General features: G+C 39.0%; 14 protein-coding genes. 11 read left to right on the top strand and 3 right to left on the bottom strand.

The genetic code is table 11. The features are described 5' to 3' along the window. Positions 1–4: 4 nt before the first annotated feature. Together N7U62_RS05245 and N7U62_RS05240 are read right to left on the bottom strand one after the other, a co-directional pair. On the bottom strand, positions 5–8,167 hold the full coding sequence (locus N7U62_RS05245) for a T9SS type A sorting domain-containing protein (RefSeq protein ID WP_264136841.1): 8,163 nt from the start codon (positions 8,165–8,167) through the stop codon (positions 5–7). Positions 8,168–8,184: 17 nt separating this feature from the next. Next, positions 8,185–8,862 (bottom strand): hypothetical protein, encoded by a 678-nt coding sequence (locus N7U62_RS05240; protein WP_264136840.1) that lies wholly within the window; start codon positions 8,860–8,862, stop codon positions 8,185–8,187. A gap of 540 nt (positions 8,863–9,402) precedes the next feature. Here N7U62_RS05240 and N7U62_RS05235 point away from each other — a divergent pair. The 9 genes from N7U62_RS05235 to lepB all read left to right on the top strand — a co-directional run bounded on the left by N7U62_RS05235 (position 9,403) and on the right by lepB (position 15,510). Further along, a complete protein-coding gene (locus N7U62_RS05235) occupies positions 9,403–9,627 on the top strand; it encodes a cold-shock protein (RefSeq protein ID WP_264136839.1) in 225 nt (74 codons plus the stop codon). 14 nt (positions 9,628–9,641) lie between these two features. Then, the gene (locus tag N7U62_RS05230) at positions 9,642–9,836 is read left to right on the top strand and encodes a cold-shock protein (RefSeq protein ID WP_264136838.1); all 195 of its coding nucleotides are present in this window, start codon (positions 9,642–9,644) and stop codon (positions 9,834–9,836) included. Positions 9,837–9,972: 136 nt separating this feature from the next. Then, on the top strand, positions 9,973–10,518 hold the full coding sequence (locus tag N7U62_RS05225; protein ID WP_264136837.1) for a hypothetical protein: 546 nt from the start codon (positions 9,973–9,975) through the stop codon (positions 10,516–10,518). A 447-nt stretch (positions 10,519–10,965) separates the two neighbouring features. After that, a complete protein-coding gene (locus tag N7U62_RS05220; protein ID WP_264136836.1) occupies positions 10,966–11,175 on the top strand; it encodes a cold-shock protein in 210 nt (69 codons plus the stop codon). 189 nt (positions 11,176–11,364) lie between these two features. Further along, positions 11,365–12,153, top strand: coding sequence for a ParA family protein (locus tag N7U62_RS05215; protein ID WP_264136835.1), 789 nt, complete (start codon positions 11,365–11,367; stop codon positions 12,151–12,153). Between the two features lie 16 nt (positions 12,154–12,169). After that, complete coding sequence (locus tag N7U62_RS05210) at positions 12,170–13,084, top strand: ParB/RepB/Spo0J family partition protein (RefSeq protein ID WP_264136834.1); 915 nt, start codon at positions 12,170–12,172, stop codon at positions 13,082–13,084. Continuing rightward, positions 13,077–13,685: a DUF5683 domain-containing protein gene (locus tag N7U62_RS05205; protein ID WP_264136833.1), complete on the top strand. Its 609-nt coding sequence runs from the start codon at positions 13,077–13,079 to the stop codon at positions 13,683–13,685. The genes N7U62_RS05210 and N7U62_RS05205 overlap by 8 nt, the downstream gene beginning before the upstream one ends. A 1-nt stretch (position 13,686) precedes the next feature. Beyond that, positions 13,687–14,400, top strand: a complete 714-nt coding sequence (gene dapB / locus N7U62_RS05200; RefSeq protein ID WP_264136832.1) for a 4-hydroxy-tetrahydrodipicolinate reductase — start codon at positions 13,687–13,689, stop codon at positions 14,398–14,400. A gap of 18 nt (positions 14,401–14,418) precedes the next feature. After that, a complete protein-coding gene (gene lepB / locus N7U62_RS05195; protein ID WP_264136831.1) occupies positions 14,419–15,510 on the top strand; it encodes a signal peptidase I in 1,092 nt (363 codons plus the stop codon). 29 nt (positions 15,511–15,539) lie between these two features. Here lepB and ung read toward each other — a convergent pair whose 3' ends face one another. Beyond that, entirely contained in the window at positions 15,540–16,202 is a 663-nt protein-coding gene (ung, locus tag N7U62_RS05190) for a uracil-DNA glycosylase (RefSeq protein ID WP_264136830.1), read from the bottom strand. Positions 16,203–16,285: 83 nt separating this feature from the next. Here ung and apaG point away from each other — a divergent pair, with 83 nt between their 5' ends. Next, positions 16,286–16,672, top strand: coding sequence for a Co2+/Mg2+ efflux facilitator ApaG/CorD (apaG, locus tag N7U62_RS05185; protein ID WP_264140415.1), 387 nt, complete (start codon positions 16,286–16,288; stop codon positions 16,670–16,672). 57 nt (positions 16,673–16,729) lie between these two features. After that, entirely contained in the window at positions 16,730–17,476 is a 747-nt protein-coding gene (locus N7U62_RS05180) for an O-methyltransferase (protein WP_264136829.1), read from the top strand. The last annotated feature ends 36 nt before the right edge of the window (positions 17,477–17,512 follow it).

Here is a 17,512-nt window from a genome sequence, read left to right as displayed (position 1 = left end):
GATTTTAGTTTTTAAGAATTCTGATGTTTTCAACTTCATCACCTTTTTTGATCTGCATGTTGTACAAACCTCGCTCTAAATGACTGATAGAAATGGCTTTCGTAAATTCTTCGACTTGCTTATCTAGCACTTCGTAAACCATGACTTGTCCTGTCATACTCATGATGCTCACCGTATAGTCACCAAAGTTGGTTCCTTTTACTTCCAGATTGACTACCTGACCTTGAGTAGGGTTAGGGTAGGTCGTAGTATTAGCACTTAGTCTTCCAGATGCATCAGCAGGAGGAGTTGTTGGTCCTAGATCTACTGAATTAGAAGTTAGCATACATCCTCCTTCGTACAATACTTCAATCGTATAAGAAGCCCCATCTGTAATATTCAAAGAGGTTCCTGTTACATTTCTCAATTCAACACCATCTCTGTACCAGGTATACTCCATGTAGTTACCAGAGATAATTGCTCTTACTGTATTACCATCGAGTTCAAGAATGACTGCATTTGGGTTGATAGTTCCGATTGACTCATCTTCACTCATACAGCCTGTTCCATCGGCATAGGTTACTTCTACACCTAATTCGGTAGACGTTTCTATACCAGTCAATGGTACATATACAGAGCCGAACGTGTTACCAGTAAATACTGCACCAATGGTTTCACCTGTTTCAGTCAGGGTCAATTGATAGTTGTACTTAGAATTGGTATTGTTTGCTCTAACTACAATATCGCCACTCGCGCAATCTGTTTCATCTACTGATATACTTATTGATGTGCTCGGAGCGGATTGCTCTTCGATTTGGATTACATTAGAAAGTTCACTTTCACATCCAGCTTCGTTAGAAACAGCTACCTGATAATCTCCACCTTGAGAAACGGTGAGCGTATTGTTACTTCCTGTTCCATCCGTGATGGCACTTCCATTTCTATACCATCTGTAGAACGGAGCTCCAGCATCAGCTGTCAAGGTCACACTCACCTCATCTTCACAGAACTCAGTTTGAGCAGGAGCAGCTATGGCAACTGGTGCTATTTCTGCTACTATATTTACAGTCACAGCATTGGTCATGAACGTACATTGACTAGTAGCATCAATACCTCCAAAACTTACTTCGGCATGATAAACGCCATTTGTTTCTGGGTAAACATATGAGTAATTGTCACTAGAATTCACATTTTGATCAGTAGCCGGGATAGCAGTGCCATCCAAGTACCAGGTGATAGCCGCATCGTTTGCACTTGTATATGCTCTCAGATAATGATTGTCACCGTCAACTTCACAGTAAGAGATCATTTGACCATCTTCCAGATCACCTTCATAGTTAGAGTAGATTTCCATACTAGGCTCCGTATGAACTGTAACATTTACACCTTCAGATCTCTCGCTATAGCAACCCACATTGAATGGTACCATTGAACCTTCTACCTGATATCTACCAGAATTTTTGGTTACAACCAAAGTTTCTGAAGAGGTATTCATCAAAGAACCATCTCTGAACCATCTATAATAGTTGTAGCCAGCTGTAGCTGTCAAAGTCGCAGATCCACCTTCACAGAATTCTAAGTCTCCTGCTACAGTGATAGCTGGTGTTTCTGGTTGCTCTGTAATCTGCAAAGTGAATGTTCCAATACTTGCTGTACAGCTAGAATTGATATCACTGCTCACCCAGTCTATGGTATAATCACCACTCTCTGTTAACTCATAACTTGTATTCTGAGTAGAAGCATAGAATTCACCATCTCTACTGATCACTACCTCACCATTGTTGTTTTGCCAGCTATTTCCATTGTAGAAATAGATATAGAATGATTCACAACCTTTATGAGCTGATCCATCGATGATATTATATCTATCATCACTACTAGTAGTAGTTTTAACCTGGAAGTCAGGCAAGAATTGAGATTCTACTACAACTGGGATAGAACTTGCGCTTCCACACCCTGCATCAAATGGTACGTTAGAAACCTCTACATAATATTCACCTTCTTCTTCTACGGTCAACATTCTATTGGTCCACTGTGTGCTACCATTCCACTTGTAGTAAGAGAATCCTTCCGGAGCAGAGAGAACTACTTCACCTTCTCCATCACAGAAAGAAAGGCTTCCAGACTCTATTGTTATTTCAGGTCTCTCAGGAGTATCCACTCTTTCTACAGTAAATGACTCTGTAGTGTAAGTACAAATATTGTCTCCACTAGTGTCAGTGATTCTCGCGAAATAATTACCGGATTGAAGGGTTTCGTTATCACCCAGAATGTTTCCAGATACGCTAACAGGTGTAGACAGGTCGTTTCTAAACCATTCTACAAATGATCCTGAACCATCACCACTTTCACTGTCACGATTTACACTTAATCTCACTTCTGAAGAAGAGCCACAAATAGTTCTCGAGTCACCAGAATTTACTACTATTCTAAGACCAGTATCATTGTAACTTCTTCTGAACAACTTGTATGTTTCCAAAAGCTCCACTACTTCAGTGTCATCTATTTCTAGAGAATTACAAGATGTGCCAGAACTTGACATAGCTGTAGTTCTAATGCCTATTTCTGTATCTGCAGTTATAGTACCGATATTAATCTCATCAACACCTGTTTCTGGATCATAGGTCAGACTAGCCAGAACAGTAGAGTTATTACTAAGATCTAATACCTCATACATGAAGTAATCCTGCTCCCCATTAAGGGTAATCATCACATTAGAAGGGTTACACTCCAATGGATCATCCCAAGAGAAGCTTAGATCTTGATTGATTGGCGCTACTACTTCTAGACTTTCTTCTGAATATGGTCCTGTTACACTGAAGTCCTCATTGATATCTTCATAAGTAAGGTCTTCAGCTTCCAATTGGAACTTGAACCATTTATTACTCTCTGTAGTACCAATGACATCAGATGGGAAGTTGAAAGTAATGCCACCTGTTCCATCTATAATATTGAACTCGAATGCATCCAATGTGTTGACATTCCCGTCAGTATCTCTGTAATTGACCATCACCATGTTGTCGGCACCAAACTTTCCTCGTACCTCATAGTTGATCATCATATCACCATCGATGCACGTCTCAAGTGAAGACAGACTAGTAATCAACAAGGCCTGTTCGGCAATATCACGATTGTATGCGATGTAATCGAAAGGAAGTATTTCTCCTTGTTTGAAACTGAAATTTTCAAACATGACATCAATACCATTTCTTTCTTCTTGTCTGAATCTAAATCTAACGGCATTGTTTTTCATATCATTAGTTACGGCAATTAGAAAGTTCTCTGCCACTAATGGAGCTTCTTCTTCCATATCGGGGAAGCTTCTCAACTCAGTGAAAGTAACACCACCATCAATAGAATATTCAAATATCAAATACTGATTGTCAATTAGGTTATCAGGAACTTCATCGAAGCTCAAGTCAAATGAGATCAGAGAAGAATTTTCTAATTCACCAATTTCAAAATCTCTGGTGGTGATTAAACCTCTACCAAAATCATTTTCAAAAACAGGTCCGAAAGTTGATCCACCCATAGGGAAATAAGAATTGTTATTTTCCATATTGGTATTAAATGAGGCTATCTCAACATTAGAAATCTCAATTTGACTTCCACGACCAGTTGGAGTTACACAGCACCATGGATCATAAGCAATCCACCTAAACCGAACTCTTTCATTATAAGTTCCGCTTGGGCTATTGTAAGTGCCATTTATAAAGTTGTCTAAATTAGTTGAATAACTTCCCGAAGTTGTCCACCAGGTCCAATTGCTCCATGAACTTCCTCCATCTTTAGAATATTGGAGATAGAGTCTTTCATTTCCAACTCCACTTTCTGCCAAAACAGGATCGAAAACAAAGTCCCATGAGAAAGTCCTGTTAGTGTTATATCCAAACCAACTTTCGTAGAAATCGCCGGTTTCAACTAAAGTTACCACATCACCACTTACAAAGTCCTCTGGAGTCAAATCAATACTACTATCCATACCGTCGAAATCATCCATTTCACCAACCTCGCCAAGTGCTGCGCCTTCCGAGAAGATGATTACAAAATCTTGGTTTCCATTGATAAATGGCAATAGATCGACAGTTATATCCCCAGTGCCTTCTTGAGTTGCAAGTAAGATATCATCATTTCCGCTATAGTCTTTAACAATAAGGTTGGCAAAGAGACTTTCGATATCAGCCAATGCATTCAGGTCATCATTTTCTAACAACACGCTGAAAGTAGCAGTGCTACCAGCATAAACTACATCATTCTCATCAATGTCAATGGTTGTTCTTGCAGCTCTTAGGAAGACATCTAGATCTCCTACAGAAGTTGTACTTTCTCCATCTTCATCGCCATAAAAGAAATAGTTCCCATTTTCACTGTCTTCTAAGTAAGCGATCAATCTAACATCATAATTGTCAGCTCCAATGAAATAAGGAACCTCTGCATCGAATGTGCCTACTCCTGTTGCCGTACCAATAACATATGGCATATCAGTAGTTGGGTCGATGACAAAATCACTACCATCATGAAGAATGAAGTCGAACATGGTTCCTGAAGGGAAATCATTAGTCGATTCATAAACCTTATTCCAATCGAATGAGAAGGTCTCACCATTGAATACTGGATCAGTATCAGCATCTGCTTGAACCCATTCATAAACATCAGTTCCAGAATTTACTTCTGGGTGACTTAATGTAGAAACAACTGAGCTATTTTCTGCCAAATAGTAGGTAGAGATCTCATTACCTTGGACTAAGGTGATAGAAATACTGCTGATTCTCCACTCGTTGGCATCCTGACCTAAATTCAAAGCCTGATACCATCTGAAGTGTGTAGCACTAGTTAAATGCTCCGCTGGAATCTCAGCAGAAAAGCTATTGGTATAGTACAGATAACCATCACCCAATAATCCGTCCTCTTCAGCCGCAATGGTCTGGAACGAAGCTCCTGCATCAGTAGATACCTGAAGAACTGGGATTGTTAATAAATTACTCGTAGCAGATATACCGTTATAGTTGCTTGTAGTGAAGTTGATAAAAGCAGATTCAACACCACTCAAATCGAAGGCATCTGTTAATAAACTTCTATCTCCAGCTCTATCGAAAAGATAATCACCGTCTCCAGTACTTGATGAGTTTTCTCCTTCAATCACAAGGAAGTACTCATCATCATCGATCACCATGGTCTCATCAGACAGATACTCAGTATCTGCAGTTGCTTTATTGTAAGCCACCACTTTGATCTCGTCATAAAGATCATCTGGACCAGCGCCATTTTCTTCTTTTGACATGGCAGGCATGGTCACATCTACAGTTGTTAAACCTACCGATTCGCTTTCTCCAATTACGGTTTCTAAATTGTCAGGCCCAGCCATTACAATCGCAAATGCGGTATTGGCAGGGAAGGGGCCAGTTGTATTGTATTCGATAGTAAACTGTTCACCCACAGTGAAATCGTAGCTGTCTAATACTTCCAATGAAACAGTTGGCTTTCTGAATTGACCAGATACATCTTCGGTATCTGAGTTAGCAGAAACCAATGCGCCAGTCTGAAGCGTAATTGAATTCAGAGTAAGTACATTTTCTAATTCTGCAGCTTCACTGCTCATATTATAAACTACTCTGATCCAAGTTTCATCTCCCCACAATTCTTGTGGTAGAGTAATGGAACTAAAGGTTACATCAGCATTGGCATACTCTTGATCATCGATGGTTGTCCAGTCTGTACCATTGATACTCGCTTGTAGGTAGACGTCTTGAGGTGTTCCATTGTAAGACGCCGCATTGTTGGTTAATCCTAAGGAGACAATTCCGCCGTTGCTTAGATCAAAAGCCAGGGTAGTAGCTGATCTTTGACCAGATCCTATGAAATCATCTTCATTCAACGGATCGTTTCCTTCTGTCATGTCAAAATCAAAAACACTTTCTGAATAGCCAACTCCATTGATATCAGCATCATCTGTATCCTTTACAAATGCCAGGGCCATGTCTACCAATACGCCATTTCCAATTTTGATTCTGACATAAGGTGTTTCAGCACCGTCATCATCATAATTGATAGTTTCTGAAAGTGTACCAGTTATAGAACCACTCAGAGTAGTCTCAGAGTTGATAGTAACATAACCATCATTGTCTGAAACATCCAGGTCATAATCTCTAACCTCTAGTTTCAATTCAGCGCCTGCTCCCATATCACCTACAGCATTATAATTAACTGTGATTTCACTGCCTGGGAAGAAAACATCTACTCCACCGTCTGTAACACCGCTGTTAGAAGTAATCTCTGTGATCTCTAAAGTAGTATTATAGACAGGAACAGTAATCGTGTTCGATTCTGTGTCATTAGTAGAAGACATCAAATAAACATCATAATCTCCTCCCACAATAGATGGAATGGTGATGCTTATGGTATGATCTTCTGTGTCTCCCGGAGTGATATTTGCTGAAGTTCCTACTTCGTACGACAATACTCCGTTATCTAAAATGGCACTGATTTCTGTTCCCGTAGGAAGCGCACCATTCGTAATATTATAAACTAGGTCAACTGAACTACCTGGGTAAATGAGGTCGGCAGGAACTGCCACTGCGTCCAAAACGATGGTGGGTTGTAATACATCAATTGCTGATGAGGTGTAGGTAAAGCTATCGCCGTCTGGAATCACAGATCCACCAGAAACAATCATTAAATCATCCACTGACCAGGTTGATAAACCTGCTCCAGCATTTGAAAGTTGTCTGATTTGAATTTGAGTAGTAGAAGAAACAATCCCTGCAGGCAATGATTCAAACATTAAAGCCTCAGAAAGATCATCATTCAAACTAATGTCATCACCAATTTGTGTGTAAGTAGATCCATCAGTAGAGTACTCCAATACTATCTCTGTACCATCAGGACTCAATCCAGAACTTAACTTCGAAAGATTGAAAGAGATGTAGGCATTAGTGGTTGAACCTATGTAAAGTTCAGGTGTCATTAACCCTCTATCACCATCCCCGGTGAATTCTACTGCAGTTGCTACTGAACCACCCTGAATTTCTAAATCTCCCAGGTTGGTAGCGGAGCTGCTGAACTCTTCTTCCACTCCGAAAGTAGCATCTGCTCCTGTGTATGCTTCGATCGTAACATCCCAATTTTCATCTAGTGTAACACCAGTTGGGATAGTGCCACTGACAGAAATATCATTGCCTGTATTAGAGTCTGCATTTCCTTCCAAGGTAAACCATTCTCCTAAGGTGGTATTTCTGAAAACAGCGACATAGTTGTAATCTAATACTTGATCTGTCCCTCCATTGAACACACCGTCAACAATTACACTCTGTCCTGCATAATACTGCCCAACAGGAGTATCAGTGACATCATTGAATGCAACTCCATTGATAAATGGTTCATTAATAGTGTAAGTGCCTACCGCTGCTGAAGTTTCAACCACGATACTCCCCACCTCAATAGTGATTGCATCATCTACACTCCAGGTTTCAACCCCACTGGTTAGACTATTTGCATCTGTTCCAGTTTGTGCAATTCTAAAAATAGTACTTGCATTCTTTTGTCCAGATGTTAAAAGAAACTGAATATTAGCTCCAGTACCTCCAAACCATTCATTGTCTGAATTAGTATCAGTCATGTCGGTGAAAGTGGTACCTCCATCTGTAGAATATTGAACAACAATTGGACGATCGGCGATCGCATTGGTTGTGGTCAGATCTACATTCAGTGTAACATCATCAGTGTAGTCGGTATTAAAAGGCTGAGTTGTCAACCTTCTGACTCCCGTACCATTCATATTGTAGATAGCACCCGTATAGGTACCACCAGCAATAGCAATGTCTGAACTAAGAATGTCTGTGGTTTCCGCATTGAAAGAACCTGTGGCAGCAGAAATGGTTAAATTTTCTGTTCCGGTTCCTGATGCTGGCCATGTGAAATTATAGGTTCCAGCTGCGGTCAATTCACCTAGCACATTGTCCTCTTCTAGAAGGCCGGTATGAAGGTAAAAAGTCGTGTTTGTTGCAAAGGTTCCTGTTGTTGAGAAATCAATTGATTCGGTCGTATTAGTATAATACGGTCCAGGAGCAACCGGTGCAACATCTACGGTAATGGTTTGGGCTTTTACTAATGAATTGGTCCAAAGCATTACCATCAATAGCATACAGGCTTTTACGCCATGCCATAGGTATGGATTGTATTTCTTTTTCATTGAATAGGATATTTAGGTTAAAGTAATAGGAAGCCGAATCGAACAGCGTTACGAATTAGCAAATCACCTCCTTTGTATGTAACTGCATCTTGATAAGTCTCACCATCTAAAGTGATTTCGTCATACATGGTCATGTTCAGCATAAATCCTGCTTCCATGCCCACATAAAAACGCGAACCAAAATGATAGTCAGCACCGACCGAAAGGGCAGCACCTACCTCGAAGTAGCCTCGGTTACTTTGTGAAAAAGTCTGAAGACTGTTTCCGTTTGGCATTTGAGTCGTGCCTGTAACCGAAGATCCGGTAGTGGTTTTAACATTAGCAAACTTTTGTCCCACGATAGCATCCAATGCTACATAAGAACGGAATCCGCCATTGTTAGAAATCTGATACTCTACACCAGGAGTGACCCTATAGGTAGTGTAATCAGAAACATAATCGGGTCTTAATTGATTGTTGTTGAGATCCATATACATGCCCAATCGGACAGCTATATTATCTGCAACTACATACTTAAGGCGAAATTCGCCAAAATCAAGAAGTGAGGAGCCTGTAAAAGGCGATCCAGACAATTCTACCAGTAAGTTTCCGGAACTAACCCCTGATGTGCTTTCTGTACTCAGGTCTAAATCCTGAGCAGAGCTCACATAGGTTAGTAGGAAACACACTAGTAGAACCATGAAACGGTTTTTCATAGTGTGGAATAGTTAGGTTAAACAATTTATTTAAATCAGGAATACCCGTCTGGTATGCCCATAGAAAGTTATGCACTTTCACAGTTTATAGCAAAAGGCATGGCGCAAAGTAGATACATTTTGACTTTAAAATCCTGCCATTTTTCTTTAAAATCCTGCCAAATTGAAATTTTTTATAAAAAATTCATTTAGGGTAATAGTATCGTAACTTACAGATAATCAAGCCCATGTATCGTTTTATGCGTTTTTTGGTTATAGAAATGTTATTATTTCGGTTAGCCAACTCTCAAATCTAAAATTTTATTCCACTTGTTTAATATCCATGTGTATTTATGTTGGTATGAGATCTTGAATAAGATTTATTAAATCAAAAAAGAGGGGATATTCCAATATTAAGAACTAACTTCGCATCAGAAATTAGTATTTCACTTCTACAAGGACATCTCTCGATACCATTTCAGACATTTCTTAGAGGATAGTATTTTTTTCCATAGCAGACAGGATCCTGTTTGTCGTATAGTATTTTATTAAAACAGTTTTATGGCAAGGTCTCAAAATAGCTTTATCAAGTTCCAAAAAGAAAAGAAGAAAAGAATGAAGAAGAAGGAGAAAGAGGAACGAAAGCTTGAGAGAAAGGAAAACAGTAAAGGAGGAGATTTAGACGAAATGTTGGCATATGTTGACGAATTCGGAAATATCACCACCAAGCCGCCAGAACCTGTCAAAGAAAAGAAGGACGAAGTCCAAGCAAGAATTAAGAATTAATAACAATAATAATAATGCAACAAGGAGTAATTAAATTTTTCAATGAATCTAAAGGTTTTGGATTCATTAAGCCAGCAGATGGCGGTAATGACATTTTCGTTCACATTTCTGGATTGGTAGACGATATCAGAGAGAATGACAGTGTAGAATTCGAAGTAGAAGAAGGAAGAAGAGGATTAAATGCCGTAAACGTAAAAGTAGTCGGCTAATCATAGACGATATTTTTGAATGGAAAGCGAACCAATTAGGTTCGCTTTTTTTGTTTTAGGCCACTTTGGTATTGATCTTCCCGTATCGATTGAGATTTTTACCTATATTGTTACTTATTCATTATAAGTGAGGTCTATGAATCGTATCTATTTAGTTCCATTACTCTTCGTCTTAGTATTCTCATCTTGCAGTAAGGCTGATAGATATAGAACCCAAATCGAGGAGATTGGCGATAAATGGGAGACACTCGCCTCTGATGCTACTAATCTTTCTATCAACACATCAGAAAATATAAAAACCTGGCAAACTAATTATCAGAATCTATTCTCCTCTTTTGATTCTGAAGAGATTTCAATGTCTGAAGAAGAAAAATCTAAGCTGGATCAGTTTAAGATTACCTGCTTAGGTCATGGTGATGTTTACGTAGAAATCCAGGAAGTAATGGATAGTAGAATCAAGGAGATTGAAGCAAAAGGTATAGAGATCCAGGAATTAATGTTGGCCTTAGAAGGTGATGCTATCCCAGACGATATTGATAGTCAAATAAAGGGACTCACTGATTTTATCGATAGTACCGAAGTTTCAATTCATGAATATGAGCAAATCACTAGCAATACCCAAAAAGAATGCATCTCTAATTGTATGCCTTTAGTCGAAAAATTAAAACGTGCTACTCAATAATAAATATTACAAAAACCAATTTTTGTATTTGTTCGACTGTGTTGTGAGAAGATAATAAGCTAACTTCGTTTTGTGTTTTACTAAACAAGTAAAGAATCTGCTATCAAGATTGTTTTAACAGTAATTGAAGCAGATTATATTTATCGAAGAGAGAACAACCAATATTCCCAAGACTAACGATCCCAAGTTAGGCATTGAGTTCAATTCAAAACTCAAAATAGGGAAGGTGAGTGTTACCATATCTGTTCCTTTTCAAATCAATCATTTTCTGATAATCAATAATTATTTGAACCAAAATTTCCTTTGGAAGGATTTCAATTGGTTCGAAGGGTATTGGCCTATACCTGGCTCTGGTAGGGTTTTCTAATATCTGATTCATGCAGCAGAAACGTTTCCTGTTGCTTCAATATCAATTATTTGAAACGTTTAATCTTAATTCTTTATTTAATGGGAAAGAAAAATTTTAATGCTTTCGTCAAGAGACAAAAAGCCGAGAAAAAAAGAAAAAAGAAAGAAGAGAAAAGACTTAAGTTAGAAGAGAGAGAATCTACTACTGGTAAACTAGAGGATATGATTGCCTATGTGGATGAATTTGGTAATATAGTAGATGAGCCGCCAGAAGAGCAAAAAAGTGAAGAGGATAAGGAAAAAGAATAAGTATAGATATTCCATATTTGTCTAACTCCCCATTGATAAGGATTTGTCTCCTTATTTTATCCACATTTTATTGTGGACAAATTTATTAGTTGACATATCGCAATTGATAAAACGAAACATATATTTGCCACATTCATTAGTTTGCTTTGTGCTGACTATGTTAATTAAATTAAACAGAAACCAAGCTTTATGGGCAAGATCATTTCAATAGCAAATCAAAAAGGGGGCGTAGGCAAAACGACTTCTTCTATCAACCTCGCAGCAAGTTTGGCTGCTTTAGAGTTTAAAACTTTGATAGTAGATGCCGATCCTCAGGCCAATGCAACCTCTGGGGTAGGTGAGGACCCTAAGCAAATTGAAGCCGGTATATACGAATGCATGGTGGATGGTGTAGATCCTTATGATTGCATCGTCCAGACTGATTTGGATTATTTGGATCTATTGCCCTCTCATATCAATCTGGTAGGTGCTGAAGTCGAATTGGTAGACTATGAAGAGCGTGAGGAAAAAATGAAGCAGGCATTAGAACCGATCAAAGATGATTACGATTTTATCATCATTGACTGTTCACCTTCTTTAGGTTTGATTACCATTAATGCTTTGACTGCTTCTGATTCGGTTATCATACCTGTACAATGCGAATATTTCGCTTTGGAAGGTCTGGGCAAACTTCTTAATACAATTAAGATTATTCAGAACCGTTTGAATCCAGAATTGGAAATTGAAGGCATCTTATTAACCATGTATGACATGAGGCTGAGACTTTCGAACCAGGTGGTAGAAGAAGTTACTACTCACTTTAAGTCTATGGTTTTTGATACATTGATTCCTCGAAACATTAAGTTGAGTGAATCGCCAAGTTTTGGCTTACCGGCCATTGCCCATGATGCAGAGAGTAAGGGCTCGATTAGTTATTTGAATTTGGCACATGAGATCGTGGCTAACAATCAAGTGGCTGTAGAACAAGAAGTTGAGTAATTTTAGAAACCAATAGATGTCGGCAAAGAAACCCACGAAAAGAAACGCTCTAGGTAGAGGATTAGGTGCGTTATTAGATGATTCGTCTAGTGATGATGGAGAAAAGAGAGAGCGTAAACCACTGAGAGATCGGGGGGCAAGTGTTGGTAGTATATCGGAAGTCTCGCTAGATCAGATTGAAGTTAATCCTTATCAACCCAGGACTGACTTTGACAAGGAAGCCTTGGAAGAATTGTCAGAATCTATCAAGGTTCAGGGAATCATTCAACCGATTACTCTACGAAAACTGAACAACAACTCCTATCAGTTGATTTCTGGGGAGAGAAGGTTTCAGGCGAGTAAATTAGCAGGGTTAAAAAAGGTTCCTGCATATATCCGTACGGCTGATGACCAGCAGATGCTGGAAATGGCCTTGATTGAGAACATTCAGCGTCAGGACTTGAATGCCATGGAAGTGGCCTTGAGTTATCAACGATTGCTGTCAGAGTGTGATCTCAAGCAAGAACAGTTAGGAGATCGAGTGGGTAAGAAAAGATCAACTGTCAATAACTATTTGCGACTTTTGAAATTGCCACCGGATGTTCAAGCCGCTGTAAGAGATGGTAAATTGTCAATGGGACATGCTCGGGCACTTATTAGTGTAGAGGATACTAGTTTTCAGTTAGACCTCTTGAAAAAAATTCTTGCTGAAGACCTTTCAGTGAGAAAAGTTGAGGCCTTGGTGAAGCAAGCTTCTTTTCCGGATGAGCCGAAGGAAAAAAATGTAGACAAAGAGCCTGACAAAGAAATATTAAAAGTTCAAGATCAACTATCTTCGCATTTCGGGACGAAAATCAAAATTTCGTCTAACGATAAGAACAAAGGAGAAATCAAAATTCCATTTACTTCCGTATCAGAATTGAATAGAATTTTGGAAATAATAGATGCTTGATAATTTAATTAGAAAATCACTTTATACAATTACTCTCATTTTATGCGCCCAAATGCTATGGGCTCAGGAAGATGAGAGTATTCCTGTTATTAGCCACGAGGATTCTTTGTTTATAGAATCAGTAGGGGTTGAATCATTCAGAAGCAAATCAAAATTAGATCCTGACAAGGCTGCAGTCTATGCTGCTGTGTTACCAGGTTTGGGTCAGATATACAATAAACAATATTGGAAATTGCCCATTGTCTATAGTGGTGCCATTTTAATTGGTCATTTTATCAAATACAATCATGACTATTACAATGCGTTTCGTAATGCCTGGATAGCAGAAACTGATGGTGATGATAGTACGGTCAATCCATTTCCACAATTTAACTCGTCTTCTTTGCAAAGGAATGCCGAAAGGTTCCAGAGAGATAGAGATTTCATGATAATAATTGGAGCTGCATATTATTTACTGACCATAGTAGATGCACATGTGGCTGCCCATTTGATCGAGTTTGATATTAATGATGAATTGGCCATATTGCCGGCTTATCAACCCCAGACTCAATTTTCCGTTAGGACCGTGGGCGTTAGTTTAGTTTTAAACCTGAGTAAGTAAAATGAATATAGGTCTCGTAGGCTATGGAAAGATGGGTAAAGCCATCGAACAGATTTTGATCGAAAGAGGTCATACTGTCTCCAAAATCATTAATGAAGATAATCCCGAGGAGATTGCTGATATCAAGCCTGAAAACACTGATGTAGTGATTGAATTTACCGGGCCAGATTCGGCCTTTGATAATATCACTTCTGTAATCAATAATGACGTACCTGTAGTATCAGGAAGTACGGGTTGGTTGGATAGATTTGATGAAGTCAAGGCGCTCGTTGGGTCAGGAAAGGCTGCTTTTTTCTATGCATCCAATTTCAGTCTTGGGGTTAATATTTTCTTTAAGTTGAATGAGTTTTTGGCTAAAATGATGAATGGTAGAGGTTATGATTCATCCATGGTAGAGATTCACCACACCCAAAAATTAGACGCACCAAGTGGTACGGCGATCACGCTGGCAGAAGGGATGATGAAAGGGTTAGAAGAAAAAACTGGCTGGGTCAATGAATCAACCAAAGCTGAAGATAAGATTGGTATCGTATCTGAAAGAATAGAAAATGTGCCTGGGACGCATGATGTACAATACGATTCTGAGGTAGATACAATCAAAATCAGCCACGTGGCACATAGCAGAAAGGGTTTTGCATTAGGAGCGGTTTTGGCTGCTGAATTTTTGGCTGGAAAGAAAGGAATGTTCGGAATGGACGATTTACTTCAGCTATAATTAATGAAATAACGAAAGATGAACATAAAGAACTTTTTCAAGAAGAAAGAAAAGAAGAAAAAAGGTCCCGTTAAGGAGTGGTTGGATGCTATCATATTTGCGGTTGTAGCAGCTACCTTGATCCGATGGGCTTTTATGGAGGCATATACCATACCGACTCCTTCTATGGAGAATTCATTATTGGTTGGGGATTTCCTGTTTGTAAGCAAAATCAACTATGGCCCTCGTACGCCAAAGACGCCCCTACAGGTACCCTTGACACATGCGAAATTGTGGGGACCATTGGGAGGAATTTCTTCTTACTCTGATGCCATACAATTGCCTCAGTTCAGGCTTCCTGGTTTTGGTGATGTAGAAAGAAACGATGTGGTGGTATTCAATTACCCACCTGAATTCGAACATCCAGTAGATTTAAAAACACATTATATCAAAAGATGTGTTGCTGTAGGGGGAGATACCTTGCAGATAAAAGATACTCAGGTCTATATCAATGGAGAAGTAGCTGAGAATCCAGAGAATATGCAGTTTTTGTACTTTGTCGCTACAGACAAGAACATTAATGACAGGATTTTTGAGGAGATGGGAGTATGGGATAGAACTCAAAGAGCTGGTGGGTATTACATTCAGGCACGTCCACAGGATGCCAAGAAGTTCGAGTCTTTGCCATTCGTTGATAAGGTGATCGAGACTAAAAAGAACAAGGATTATGTGGAGCCAAGGATTTTCCCTGACGCATCACGCTATCCCTGGAATGCTGATTTTTATGGTCCGCTTGTTATTCCAGCCGAAGGAATGACTATTCAATTGACTGAAGACAATGTGATTACCTATGGATCTACCATTCGCGATTATGAAGGATTGGAAGACGTGAAGGTTCAGGAAAATAAGTTGGTTATTGATGGAGAGGTGGCTAAGGAATACACATTCAAGCAGAACTACTACTTCATGATGGGAGACAACCGACACAACTCTGAAGACTCAAGATTCTGGGGATTTGTACCAGGAGACCATGTGGTAGGAGAGGCCTCTTTCATCTGGATGTCAATTGACCCGAATGCCGATTTTCTCGGCAAGATCAGATGGTCGCGCCTATTTAGCGGCATCAATTAAGTAGATAAGGTTTTAAAAATATTGAAGGCTTACCACTCTATAGGTGGTAGGCCTTTTTGCTTTAAGAATTTATTGGTTTTGCTGAAATGGCGGTTGCCAAAGAACCCTCTATGTGCCGCAAATGGAGATGGGTGTGCAGATTCAAGGACCAGATGCTTGGTTTTATCAATTACGGCTCCTTTCTTTTGAGCATAAGCTCCCCATAATAAGAAAACAAGATTTTCCTTTTCGGAGGAGAGTATCTTGATTACCGAATCTGTGAAATCTTCCCATCCCTTATTTTGATGTGATCCTGCGGTGTGTGCCCGAACAGTCAAGGTAGCGTTGAGCAATAGAACTCCTTGTTTGGCCCATCGTTCCAGATTTCCATTTGGTGGAATCGAAAGACCCAGATCCTCCTTGATTTCCTTGAATATGTTTTGAAGGGAAGGAGGCGATTTCACTTCTTCGTTGACCGAAAAACAAAGTCCATGAGCCTGACCTTCACCATGATATGGGTCTTGTCCTATAATAACCACACGTGTCTCATCGAAATGGGAATAGTCAAAGGCTTTGAAAATATCGCCAGCCTTTGGATATACTTTATGATTCTGGTATTCTGATTTAACAAAATCTACCAAGGATTGGAAATATGGCTTTTCAAATTCATCGACAAGTCTTGATTTCCAGCTTTGGTGAATTTTCACATTCATTTTTTTTGAATGTAAGATAATTTCACTTAATTGTACTCTCAAGGATTGTTTCATATTATTAATTGAGTGTTTCATTACCTATGATGGTTACCCAAAAAACAAAAGGAATCAAAGTGAGCGTTGAGACGGAATACCAACCGAAGTATTCGAGTCCCAGACAATTTCACTATGTATTTACTTATAAGGTAATTATCAAAAATGAGAGTGAGAATACCGTTCAATTGAAAAGAAGACACTGGTACATCAAGGATGCCTCCTACACGGATAGAGAAGTAGAAGGTGAGGGAGTTGTCGGACAGATGCCAATCATTGAGCCCGGACAAGAACACATTTATGTTTCTGGTTGCAACCTGAGAAGCGGTGTAGGTAAAATGTTCGGAACCTATCTCATGGAAAGAATTATTGATGGTAAAATGCTGGAGGTTTTGATCCCTGAATTTACCATGATCGTTCCTGAACGAAACAATTAAGCCTTTCCTCATCATATTTTGAGTCTTTCATTGATTCTGTTCCGCATTAAAAGGTACGTGTGGTATTGGCTTTATCGTACAGATCAGCATTCCCTTCAAGCGCCTTTGGTTTTCGATTTATATCAAAAGGTTTTTAGAAAAAGACATATCATAGATTCAGATATTCTGAATTTGTGGGATTCCCTCAAAAAATCAGATCAGGCCATTCATCAACAATATGGAGCAGGTTCATTAATTGATTCTAAAGAATACTCTGTTTTTAAAATAGCCAGGTATGGGGTCACTTCTCCTAAAAATGCGAGTCTGATATATCAATTCATTTCTTATTTCAAGTCAAAAAACGTTTTGGAATTAGGTAGCTCTATCGGTTTACATAGTGCTGTTCTTGCAAGAAATTCATATCTGGATAAATTAGTAACCGTAGACAGACAGGAAGATCTAATTAAAATTGCCAAATACAATTTTGAACAATTGGGTATTGAAAACATTGAAGTGGTTCATGATGATGTGTTTAAGTATATCAATAATGCAGAAGCTAGTGCGCAAAAATTCGACTTGATCTATGTAGATGCTGACCATAGTTATTCTGCTCTTATGAGGTACAATGACATACTTCCACGTATTCTTTCGGAAGGCACTTCAGTAATCATCTATGATGATATTAATTGGTCGCCTGATATGCGAAAGGGATGGAACGAAATTAGTCGTCAATTTCGGGGAGGGTTAATTTTAGAAACCTATCAATTCGGAATTATGATCTATGATTCTGGCTTGCAGAGGCAACATCACGTCATAAATTATTAGTTTGGTCTGGTATTTGAATAGGGGCTTTTCATTAAG

The organism is Reichenbachiella ulvae (genome assembly GCF_025833875.1).
In the GTDB taxonomy this organism is placed as follows: domain Bacteria; phylum Bacteroidota; class Bacteroidia; order Cytophagales; family Cyclobacteriaceae; genus Reichenbachiella; species Reichenbachiella ulvae.
The sequence above is the reverse complement of the archived record's forward strand: the minus strand, read 5'-3'. Positions and strand labels throughout refer to the sequence as shown.